An 11,416-nucleotide genomic window follows, 5' to 3' on the forward strand; every position below is an offset into this window, starting at 1 on the left:
AGCCTTCAGTCAATAATTTGATTCAGTATATGCACATAGAGGGCATTTGGCTCATTGTTTCTTCTTGGAGGTCTCGGGAGTGATCAGTGATCGGCATAAATTATGAGTTTTAGCATATGTTTGGTTACGTATGGAAATGTTTTTATACTCCGACAATAAGGGAGCTGAACATATGGCTAATTATTCCTTTGATCAATATATTAAAAAAGCAATGAAATACGATTTTCTAGCTAACTACTATAAGTATAGTGATCCATCTAAGCATATTCATTATTATCAAAAGCATTTGTACTATATCCAGCAGGCCATCTTAACTTCTTCTGAAAATACGAATCTGCGCGTAAATCCGCCGCAAATTCGTATACTTCACGCTTCTCCAGATTCTCCATCTGTAGATATTTATATTAACAACAAACGAGTGATTCGTAACTTAACTTATAAACAAGAAACAGATTATATTGAATTACAAGAACCTGGAAGATATACAATTTCTATTTATCCCGCTGGAGAAACGGGAAGACCTGTTTTAACGGAATCATTTACATTTGAAGGAAACCAAAATTACACGGTAGCGGCGGTAGATGAGCTAAACAAGCTTGATTTATTGTTTATCTATGACAATACGGATGTACCAAGTGGAGAAACAAAGCTTCGGTTTGCGCACCTTTCTCCGGATGCTCCTGCTGTGGATATTGCGGCTAGAGGCGGAGACGTCATTTTTTCTGGAGTGCAGTTTAAAGAAGTCACAAAATATTTGCCTTTATCCCCCATTCATGTTCAACTTAGTGTGCGCATAGCAGGAACCAAAAATGTAGTACTCGAAATCCCGGCACTGAACCTTCGCCCGAATCGAACATATACAGTATATGCCGTCGGATTTGCTAAGAACCGTCCTGTATTAGAAGCGCTGATTTCCCAAGATCGTTAACAAAAAAACCTTCCAAATTGGAAGGTTTTTTATTCACTGCGCGAAATTAAACGTACGCGAATATCATCATTTTTCAAATCAAACTTTTGTACTTTTACAGCAAAATCACTCTCTAACTTCATCTGCTGTAACGCTACGTATACTGATTCATTCTTTGGATCAATCGTTACCCATTCTGGTAGCGCAAAGTTATTATTTACGTATCGAAGCACTGTGCGGACAGGAAGCTGCAGCTTTCCAACAGAAAGTGACTGCTGTTCAAGCACAATATCTCCATTTTTTTGTACGATTGGATCAAATGTCATTCGAATATTAATGTCATCGCCGAATACTTGAATCGTACCGTCTACTCTTACTACATCGGTGAGAGTAATTTTGTAGTTAAGCGGCTGATTCTTAAATTCTTTCTTTAAATATTTATCAATCAGTACATTTAAGTCCGCTTTTTTAGCCAAAATAGTTAGTTCTGCGTCTCCTTCTACTTTTTCAGAGGGAGTTGGATTGGCCTTGTCAACCGGTTGAAAAATAAACGCAATAATAAGGATAGCCCCTAGAACATTAATCCCTAATAACGCGATAAATAGGGTTTTCCACTTCTTCATATAACAATCTCCTTACTCGTTCCCACTCTCTTTCGTGTTTTTCTCTTTTTCATCAGATGTAACTTCTTTTGCTGTTTCCTTTTTCTGATCTCCAACGAGAGGATCTTCTTCCTCCATTGATTTACTAATGCGTTCAGCCATTAGTTTGTACCCTTTTTTATTAGGGTGAAACTCGTCTTTCCCTAATAAATTTACGTCAGAATCATAAAAAATATCATCAATTTTTACATAACTTACATTATCATATTGAGAAGCAATTTTCTCGCTTGCCGCATTCCATTCATTAATAACGACATTAATTTCTTTCACATCACTTAACGATTTAAAGAATGGATTATAAAAACCAATTAAATAAATATGAGCATTAGGATTAAGCTTACGTATACGTGAAAACACGTCATTTAGACGTTTTTCATATTTTGACTGCTGTGATTCAAACGTCTTAATTGAGATATTGTAAAAGTAATCTCTTACCACTTTCATCACGTCATTGCCGCCAATCGTCAAGAAAACGATGTCTGCTCTTGATACTTCAGCTGCTACTCCCGGCTGATTTAACCTCGCTAATAGCTGATCCGTCCGGTTTCCTCTTTTGCCTAGATTCTCTGTTCGTACATTTTGCACTTCATTTTGTTTAGAAAGGTATTTAGTTAAGTATGGTACATAACCGCCTTTTTTAGACTCATCTCCTACTCCTTCTGTTAATGAGTCACCAATGGCTACAATATCTAAATCTACAGGAAAAAAGCCTTTCGGAATATGCTTTTTAGGTGTTAAATCCACTTCTTTCTGAACGGCTTCTTCTTTATTGTCCGTTGGCAAAAAAGTCGTCGTCGAACAGCTCGCTAACACCACCGCACTCATACTGCTTATCACTATACTTTTCCATTTTCTCATCATAACACCTACTAACTATGCTGTATTCTCGCTGTCACAAGCAATACTGCTTACCGCTCTGAATAACTATATCTTTATATCTTATCATACTATGTCAAGTTGATATTTTACTACGTTTCTTATATATAGTATATGTAAAAAAAAGGATAAGCATGTTTCTTTCATAAAAATATCCGCTAACACATCACTATAAAGATAGCTGTGTTTGGCGGATAGATTTGACGGATTTATAGCTCTTACTGAAGGGTTTTGATATCTTTTATCATATCTTCATAAGGAGGATCAGTCACTCCCTGATAAGATTTTTGAACGACTCCATCTTTGTCAATTAGAAAAAAATCCGTACCGTGAATAACCTGCGGATTTTCTTGCGGCTTTTTCACAATCGTTTTAAATTGGTCCAGCGCAAACTTTTCAATTTCCGCTTGTTTATAACCCGTTAAGAAATCCCAATTCGAAAAATCAGCGCCAAATTTAGTCGCATAGTCCTTCATTTTCGGTGGAGTGTCCACTTCAGGGTCTACGCTAAATGAAACAAAGCGAACGTCCAGCCCTTCATCCTTGGCCATTTTTTGTAATTTAGCCATATGAGCCGTCATTGGGGGACATACGGTTTCGCAGCTTGTGAAGATAAAGTTAGCTACCCAAACGTTCCCTTTCAGCTGACTTAGCCCTACTTTCTTTTGATCTTGGTTAACATAAGAAAAAGAGTCCATCTTCCAATTGAGAGGATTTTCTATTTTGGAACCACAGGCTGTTAACATCATACAACTAATGAGCAGTAAAAAAGACAATTTATAAGACCAGCTTTTCATATGTTCCTCCTGCACGGTTAAAGTTTAGTCATAGCTAGGGAAAATCAAGGTAAACGTTGAACCTTTTCCTGGTATGCTTTCCACTTCAATTCTTCCATTCATTTGTTCGACCAGTTGATAAGACACCATCAGACCAATCCCTGTTCCTTTTTCTTTTAAAGAATAAAATGCTGTTCCCAGCCGGTTCACTTGTTCACTGGTCATGCCTATACCAGTATCTTCAATTTGAATATGTACTTGCCCTTCTCGCTTGTAAAGCCCTACTCGAAGCGTTCCTCCAGCTCTCATGGCTTCAATTCCATTTTTCATAATATTAAGCAGAACTTGATTCAATTCGTTTCGGCTGCCGCGAACATACATCTCTTCTTTTGCGTCTAATTCTATGAGTATATTATTTGTTAACAAAGCATAAGAAGATAATAAGTCTACTAAGCTTGTAATACACTCCAAGCAGTTAATAAAACGATGCTGATGAACATCCGGCTTGGCTAAAGATAAATAGTCATGAATAATCGCTTCCGCTCTGTCCATTTCGTTAATCATAAGATGAATGTAACTTAATTCAGTGTTTGAAAGCTTTGTGTTATCTTGAAAAAGCTGTAAAAACCCTTTTACCACCGTCATAGGATTTCGAATTTCATGGGCTACAGAAGCAGCTAATTGACCAATTGCATTCATTTTCTCTGCTCGCTGCAATTCCTTTTGCATCCTCGTTTTTTCCATAATAACTTCTAATTCATCAATCGCTTTAGCAATTCCATCTTTTGAATGACTGAAATTCGTTTCTACGTTCAGCTGTTCTTTTGTTGCTGACACTTGTTGAAAAAGCTGCTGAAGCCGCTCTGCCATTTCATTAAATCTTGTGTGTACATTCCCTAACTCAGAATCATTTTCATGTGTCAGTTTCACATCAAACTTCCCTTGACTTACTGCTTGAATTCCTTCTACTAATTCTCCTAGGGGCGACATTAATCGCCTTAGTCCCCAGTCTTGAATAACAATAATGAAGGTAAACAAAATCGTAAATGCAACGATCAAAGCCACAATTAAACGTTTTTGATAGATATAGATAGCGCTTGCATCTATATCTACACCAAGAATAGCCACGACTTTTCCGGAGCTGTTTGTAATAGGCGATAAAACGGTTATCCACGTCCCGAATTCGTCTTTGTATGTAGATGTTACGATATTCTTCTTTTCTTGTTCTGCTTGCTTAAATGATTTGTAAAATTCTTTTCCTCCATAATAAATCATGGATGGCTCTAGTGATTGCTTAATTTTCTTATTCGCTGTTACGATAATCTTATTTCCATGCGACTTGAATTTTTCGGTCGTCATAATATATCCCTGCAAGTACGACGGATGCAATTGGTAAATATTTCTGAACTGCTTTTCTAGCTCGTCTTTTTCAGGAATCGTCCCGTTCCTTGAATCCACTGCTGCTATTACGTCTTGTTTAGATAAAGACTCCCTCCATAAATCGGCCATAATTAACGCGTGCTGCGTTAGTGTCTCTTTTGCCATCTTTTTTTGAACTTGATAGCTAATGGCTAAAGAAATGACTCCAAGGGCAACTACAATTAAAGTAGAAAATAAAACCGTTTTGTTAAACACACTCAAATTTCGAATATATTTTTTCATCGGTATACTCCGGATTCAAAAGAATAGTAACCAGCACAGCATTCGCTGGTAGAAAGTTGATTCTATTATATCACACGTTTGTCCACTTCTCTTTCCTCTTTTTCCAAAAAAGAGAAAGCCAAAAAAGTGACTTGCAAAAAGCAACCCACTTTATTCAGCAAAATACATAAAACCAATTGCACCAATACCTGTATGCGTTGAAATAATAGGCGTCGTATCTTCAATCGAAAATTGCGTATAGCCCCTTGCCTTCACAATTGATTCTTTTAACTTAGAGGCGAGTCCAAATCCATCTGCATGTACAAGCCCTACTCCTTTAATACTTTTTCCTTCTGTATGCTCTTCGAACTGTTTCGTTAAAAACTTAACAATTTGAGAATGGCTGCGCACTTTAGCAACAGGAGTATATACTCCGTCAGCTAGAGAAGCAATTGGCTTAATATTTAAAAGAGAACCGATCAATCCTTTTCCTCGTCCAATACGTCCACCTTTAACCAAATTTTCAAGCGTATCAACTACGACAAAAAGATTCGTATTTTGACGCACCTCTTCCAAGCGCGTGATAATTTCTTCTACTGTGTGCCCATCTTCAATCATTTTCACCGCTTCAAAGACTTGAAACGAAAGAGCTTTTGTAATGTACATAGAATCAACAACGGTGATGTTTCCTTCTACCATTTGAGCCGCGCTTTCAGCTGCTCGAACAGTTCCGCTCATTCCCCCAGTCATATGAATCGAAATGACGTCATACCCTTCACTAACTAATCGTTCATATACTTCAACAAAAGAACCAATAGCTGGCTGAGAGCTTTTTGGTAATTCTTTTGAATTTTTCATTTTTTCAATAAAATCTGTCGGCGTTAATTCCACGCGATCTAAATACGTTTCATTATCAATGTTAATACATAAAGGTATCATCTCAATACCGTATTTTTCAGCTTCTTCCAACGTTAAATCAATTGTTGAATCCGTTACCACTTTAATTTTCGCCATGTGTTCACCCCTATAAGATGCATTGCAGACTAGTATAACATGAACACTTACAACAATATAGTTATAATAGAATGCAAGTTTTGCTAATTCGTAAAACGCATGTTCAACCTTTTATATCAACAAAAAAAAGTTGACTCTGCTGAAATATTCAGAAAAGTCAACTTTTACGTTTATGCATTATGTTTTAATACATGAGACTTAAAGAGCTGTTCGTAATCTTTCCATTTCAACACGCGTTTTAAATATTCTTGAAACGAGTAGGTTTGCTTCGGAACTGATTCGTTCGTGATTTGTCTAATAAATAAATCAAGTTTTGCAGATAACATGAACCGAAACGTGCTATTTTCCTCTAAAACTGGAATTTCAGTAATTTTTACTTTTTGACCACTGACATGTTTAAATTCAAGGCTTTTTAATAGCAAGGCGATCAACCCTCTTTTTACCCGTTTATTTTATTATAATGCTTCAGGCACTTTCTGTCTTGATAAAATAAAAAGAAAACACAAATATTTTTTAAAATAAAAATGCTTCATCAACTTATTCGACAGTTGATGAAGCATTCCTTTTTAAAATGAGCTTCTATTTAAATAAATAAGTGAAACAAGTTGCTTTCTTTATTAATTTCTGTGTAAGGGAATCCTTTTTTATCCATACGATTAATCAGTGGATAATAATCTTCTTTATGCTTGAGCTCAATTCCCACAAGTGCTGGTCCGCTGTCTTTGTTATTCTTTTTCGTATACTCAAAGCGCGAAATATCGTCTGTCGGTCCAAGCACTTCGTCTAGAAACTCACGAAGAGCTCCTGCGCGTTGAGGAAAATTAACGATAAAATAATGCTGTAATCCTTCATAAATCATTGAACGTTCTTTGATTTCTTGCATACGTCCAATGTCATTGTTTCCTCCGCTGATGACGCAAACAACCGTTTTTCCTTTAATTTGCTCACGGTATGAGTCAAGAGCAGCAATCGAAAGAGCTCCTGCTGGTTCTGCTACAATCGCATTTTCATTGTATAGAGATAAAATGGTTGTACAAACCTTGCCTTCAGGAACAACTACAATATCGTCCACAAGCTCTTTACTGATGTCGTACGGAAGCGTTCCAACTGTTTTAACAGCTGCTCCGTCTACAAATGGATCGATTGCCGGTAGCGTCACTACATTTCCATTTGCTAAAGATGTCTGCATGCCAGGCGCGCCTGCTGGTTCTACCCCAATCACAGCTGTTTGAGGCGAGATGCTTTTTACGTATGTGCCGACACCGGAAATTAATCCGCCCCCGCCGATACCCGCAAATACGTAGTCAATTTCATCTTCACAGTCATTGAACATTTCAACGGCTACTGTACCCTGTCCTGCAATAACGTCTACATCATTAAATGGGTGGATAAATGTTCGATGTTCCTCTTCACTGCATGCAATAGCTTGTTCATAAGAATCATCAAACGTATCTCCGATTAGTACGACCTTTACGTTATCTTTGCCTAAAAATTTCACTTGATTAATTTTTTGGCGCGGCGTTGTGCTCGGCATAAAGATTTTACCATCGATATTTAAATGACGGCACGCATATGCTACACCTTGTGCGTGGTTTCCTGCACTTGCACAGGCAATTCCATTTTCTAATTCTTCTGGGGATAACTTTTTGATTCGATTGTACGCACCGCGAATTTTAAATGAGCGCACCACCTGTAAATCCTCACGTTTTAAATAGATATTACATTCATATCGTTCAGACAAAACGTCATTACGCTGTAGTGGTGTATGCACAACAACATCTTTAATCAATTGATTTGCAATCATGATGTCCTCTAAATGTACGTGTTTTGTTCGATTATCTACTTGTTGTTTCATAACCAACTTCCTTCCTCTTCTACCATTATTAATTTGTACATTATATCACAAAAAATTTAGAAAAATCATTATTTTTCATTAATAATAACTAAAAAAACTTTTCCAACTATTTTACTGTCCACATACTTTACATATGTTTAGCAAACGCTAAATAGACTTACAAAATTGCCCATACTTTCTACATGCAGCTGATGCGATAACAGGTATAAATTAAGAAAGGTTGTGGAATAAATGGAGTTTTCGCTTCAAAGTCATGAAAGTGCCGTTCCGTGCGAAATAGTTGCAGATGAAGAAAACGGTAGATACATGCTTCGCAAAGCAGATACGAGCGGAGAAGTTTTTAATACACCAAGCGAGCTGATTCAATGGATTGAAGCTAACTGGAGCCCTGAACAGTTTGTGAGCCCAGCGGCTTTTCACGAAATGATAAAGCAATTAAAATCAATATAAAAAGAGATTGAAACATAACGAAATCAATCTAAAGACGAATAAACGGAGTATAGAAGCTAGCTAATAGGAGGTGCTTGTTACACCGCATTTGATTTCCATGCGAGACTTCGCTTTCCGCGGGCGGTGAGCCTCCAATCAACTGCTAAAAGCACCTACATACATGAAATCTACCTTCACCCTCATAATGAAAAGATCCGAACGACTCAACGTTCGGATCTTTCTTCGACTAACATACTTTGTACCAGACTCGCGTTTTTTATAAACAAAAGAGCTCAGCTTCGCTCGTATAAGGTAAAATAATACGTGTAGGGATTTTTTTCATCTTTAATTCCTTGCTGCTTCGAAATAACTTTCCATTCGCTCAAATCAATCGAAGGAAAATGTGTATCTCCTTCAAAGGATTCTTCAATATGCGTAATATAAAGTCGATTTGCAACGTCTAATGTTTGCTCATACAGAGTAGCTCCGCCAATCACGAAGAGCTCGTCTTCTTTTTCAGCATCTAATGCTTCTAGTTCCTCAACTGAATGAATAACGGTTGCTCCTTCTTGCTGATAATCTTTTTGACGCGTAAGAACCACATTTTCGCGATTAGGAAGCGGCCGTCCAATTGATTCAAATGTTTTTCTTCCCATTACAATCGTATGACTCGTTGTGATGCGCTTGAAATACTTCAAATCTTCCGGAAGGCGCCATGGCAAATCATTCTCTTTACCGATCAGCCTGTTTTGATCCATTGCGACAATGAGGGAAATCATACGCTCACAGCTCCTTTGATGTGAGGATGCGCATTATAGTCTACTAACTCAAAGTCTTCAAATTTAAAGTCAAAAATTGATTTTACGTCTGGATTGATTTTCATTTTTGGCAAAGCATGAGGCTCACGCGTTAACTGCAGGTTTACTTGTTCAATGTGATTGCTGTAAATATGCGCATCGCCAAACGTATGAACAAAATCACCTGGCTCTAAATCACACACTTGTGCCACCATCATTGTAAGCAGCGCATATGAAGCAATATTAAACGGTACGCCTAGGAAAATATCAGCTGAGCGCTGATACAATTGACAAGACAATTTGCCGTCCGCTACGTAAAACTGAAATAAGCAGTGACACGGCGGTAAAGCCATATTGTCTACATCAGACACATTCCAGGCGCTTACCATTAAGCGGCGAGAATCAGGGTTGTTTTTAATTTGATTGATAACATTGGTAATTTGATCAATTTTTTCTCCGTCCGGCGTTGGCCATGAACGCCACTGATGCCCATACACAGGGCCAAGCTCGCCGTTTTCATCCGCCCATTCATTCCAAATGCGCACGCCGTTATCTTGTAAATACTTAACGTTTGTATCTCCTTGTAAAAACCAAAGCAATTCATGAATAATTGATTTTAAATGAAGTTTTTTTGTCGTTAATACCGGGAAACCTTCTTGTAAATTAAAACGCATTTGATAGCCAAATGTGCTAATTGTACCTGTTCCTGTCCGATCTTCTTTTTTTGTTCCATTTGCTAACACATGCTCGCAAAGTTCAAGATATTGTTTCACTTCCGACACTTCCTTTATTAAAAAGTCCTTTTCTATTGTATAAGTGTTCACGAGCTAAGTAAACAACTAAATCTCAGCTCATGCAGAAAAGTTTTTTATCATTTAGATACGCAATTCCCCTAGAAAAAACAAGAATGAGACCTAACAAAATCAATTAAATAATCGCGTATGAATCGCTTATGACACCGCGGTTGATCTCCGTGCAAGACTTGGCCGATGAGCCTCCTCGTCGCTTACACTTGCGGGGTCTCATCTGTTCCGCTTTTCCCGGAGGAATCTTCGCCTTGCCTCCAATCAACCGCTAGAAGCAACTAAACAGATGAAATCTACGTTTACCATGACCATAAAAAAAATCCGAACGAATTTCATTCTCTTTCAAGAATCTCGATTCATCGTTCGGATCTTCCTTCGGCTAAACTACTTTTTCAACAGCTTAGTCTTTGTTAATTGAATACAATTGTGCGGTTTTCATGCACTAAAATGCGGTCTTCTAAGTGCCATTTCACAGCACGTGCGAGCACCGTACGTTCAATTAAGCGGCCTTTTTTCTTTAAGTCATCCGCATCATCACGGTGGTTCACGCGTTCAATATCTTGTTCAATAATTGGTCCTTCATCCAAGTCGTCTGTTACATAGTGAGACGTAGCACCAATTAATTTTACACCTCGTTGATATGCGCGTTCATATGGACGTGCTCCAATGAATGCCGGTAAGAATGAATGGTGAATATTAATGATACGATACGGATTTTCCGCCACAAAAGTCGGCGTTAAAATTTGCATATAACGCGCCAAAATAATCACGTCAATATTATAATCTTTTAATACCTGCAGCTGTTTGGCTTCTGCTTCTTGGCGAATGTCTTTTGTCGCCGGTATATGCTTAAACGGTATACCGAATGATTCAACCACTTCGCGCGCATCTTCGTGATTGCTCACAACGACAGCGATGTCTGTCATCAAATCTCCGCTTTCCCATGCCCACAGCAGCTCTAGTAGACAATGAGGCTCTTTTGACACAAAAATAGCTGTTTTTTTCAAATTATGAGCATATGTAAACTGCCAGTTCATTGAAAATGTATCGGCAATTTTTTTGAAGCTTTCTTCTAGCTTTGCTTCTTTAGCTAATAAATCCTCACATTCAAATTCGAAACGGATAAAAAACATACCCCCTTCATGGTTCGTTGAATGTTGACTTGATTCTACAATATTTGCACCGTGCTCATGTAAAAACGTAGACACAGCGGCTACAATACCCGGTTTGTCCGGACAGCTAATTAGCAGCCGACCGCGATTTTTATATTTCTCTTTATATGAAGTTAAATGTTTTTGAATATGCGATTTCATGTAATTCCCTCTCTTTTTTTAAATATACAGACAATTGTACCATTATCCTTGTAGCGATGCGACATTGAAATAAGACTTTGACAAAAGAAAGCCGAAACGTTTGCTTCAGCTTGTGTACTTGTTGTTCTAACATCTACTCCATCAAATCGTTCATTCACTCACCTTTACGTTCTACACATACCTAAAATGAGTGTTTCCTAAAGTGCTGCAACTCATCCCCTTCGCTTCCTGCTTTTGAATTAACCATAAAAAAGCCGCTACACAAGGGACTGACCCCATAGAGTGAGACAAATAAAAAAACACCTTTAAGTAAAAAACGGGTATGTAGTACCTAACAATA

Annotated in this window: 12 protein-coding genes; 2 read left to right on the top strand and 10 right to left on the bottom strand. The window is 37.8% G+C overall.

The genetic code is table 11. The features are described 5' to 3' along the window. Positions 1 to 172: 172 nt before the first annotated feature. Positions 173 to 928: a DUF4397 domain-containing protein gene (locus ACFX4G_RS25300; RefSeq protein ID WP_377577734.1), complete on the top strand. Its 756-nt coding sequence runs from the start codon at positions 173 to 175 to the stop codon at positions 926 to 928. Between the two features lie 29 nt (positions 929 to 957). Here the strand turns inward: ACFX4G_RS25300 and ACFX4G_RS25305 are convergent, their stop codons facing one another. The 7 genes from ACFX4G_RS25305 to ilvA all read right to left on the bottom strand — a co-directional run bounded on the left by ACFX4G_RS25305 (position 958) and on the right by ilvA (position 7,731). Beyond that, a complete protein-coding gene (locus ACFX4G_RS25305) occupies positions 958 to 1,530 on the bottom strand; it encodes a YpmS family protein (protein ID WP_013058738.1) in 573 nt (190 codons plus the stop codon). Positions 1,531 to 1,542: 12 nt separating this feature from the next. Then, positions 1,543 to 2,427 (bottom strand): SGNH/GDSL hydrolase family protein, encoded by an 885-nt coding sequence (locus tag ACFX4G_RS25310; protein WP_043976611.1) that lies wholly within the window; start codon positions 2,425 to 2,427, stop codon positions 1,543 to 1,545. A gap of 236 nt (positions 2,428 to 2,663) precedes the next feature. Next, positions 2,664 to 3,242: an SCO family protein gene (locus ACFX4G_RS25315; RefSeq protein ID WP_043976610.1), complete on the bottom strand. Its 579-nt coding sequence runs from the start codon at positions 3,240 to 3,242 to the stop codon at positions 2,664 to 2,666. A 24-nt stretch (positions 3,243 to 3,266) separates the two neighbouring features. Then, positions 3,267 to 4,883: an ATP-binding protein gene (locus ACFX4G_RS25320; RefSeq protein ID WP_377577737.1), complete on the bottom strand. Its 1,617-nt coding sequence runs from the start codon at positions 4,881 to 4,883 to the stop codon at positions 3,267 to 3,269. Between the two features lie 150 nt (positions 4,884 to 5,033). Continuing rightward, positions 5,034 to 5,876, bottom strand: coding sequence for a DegV family protein (locus ACFX4G_RS25325; protein ID WP_013058742.1), 843 nt, complete (start codon positions 5,874 to 5,876; stop codon positions 5,034 to 5,036). 170 nt (positions 5,877 to 6,046) lie between these two features. Next, the gene (locus tag ACFX4G_RS25330; protein ID WP_013058743.1) at positions 6,047 to 6,298 is read right to left on the bottom strand and encodes a YpmP family protein; all 252 of its coding nucleotides are present in this window, start codon (positions 6,296 to 6,298) and stop codon (positions 6,047 to 6,049) included. A gap of 161 nt (positions 6,299 to 6,459) precedes the next feature. After that, the gene (gene ilvA / locus ACFX4G_RS25335; RefSeq protein WP_013084697.1) at positions 6,460 to 7,731 is read right to left on the bottom strand and encodes a threonine ammonia-lyase IlvA; all 1,272 of its coding nucleotides are present in this window, start codon (positions 7,729 to 7,731) and stop codon (positions 6,460 to 6,462) included. Positions 7,732 to 7,962: 231 nt separating this feature from the next. On the opposite strand from ilvA, the gene ACFX4G_RS25340 reads away from it, so the two are divergent. Next, on the top strand, positions 7,963 to 8,181 hold the full coding sequence (locus ACFX4G_RS25340; protein WP_043976608.1) for a hypothetical protein: 219 nt from the start codon (positions 7,963 to 7,965) through the stop codon (positions 8,179 to 8,181). A gap of 272 nt (positions 8,182 to 8,453) precedes the next feature. Here the strand turns inward: ACFX4G_RS25340 and ACFX4G_RS25345 are convergent, their stop codons facing one another. From ACFX4G_RS25345 to purU, 3 genes are all read right to left on the bottom strand, one after another. Further along, on the bottom strand, positions 8,454 to 8,939 hold the full coding sequence (locus ACFX4G_RS25345) for a dihydrofolate reductase (protein ID WP_043976607.1): 486 nt from the start codon (positions 8,937 to 8,939) through the stop codon (positions 8,454 to 8,456). Further along, positions 8,936 to 9,730, bottom strand: a complete 795-nt coding sequence (locus ACFX4G_RS25350; RefSeq protein ID WP_013058746.1) for a thymidylate synthase — start codon at positions 9,728 to 9,730, stop codon at positions 8,936 to 8,938. The genes ACFX4G_RS25345 and ACFX4G_RS25350 overlap by 4 nt, the downstream gene beginning before the upstream one ends. A gap of 443 nt (positions 9,731 to 10,173) precedes the next feature. Further along, positions 10,174 to 11,076 (bottom strand): formyltetrahydrofolate deformylase, encoded by a 903-nt coding sequence (gene purU / locus ACFX4G_RS25355; protein ID WP_042991947.1) that lies wholly within the window; start codon positions 11,074 to 11,076, stop codon positions 10,174 to 10,176. Positions 11,077 to 11,416: the final 340 nt, after the last annotated feature.

The sequence above is a fragment of the Priestia sp. YIM B13486 genome (assembly GCF_042787865.1).
Classification (GTDB): domain Bacteria; phylum Bacillota; class Bacilli; order Bacillales; family Bacillaceae_H; genus Priestia; species Priestia megaterium.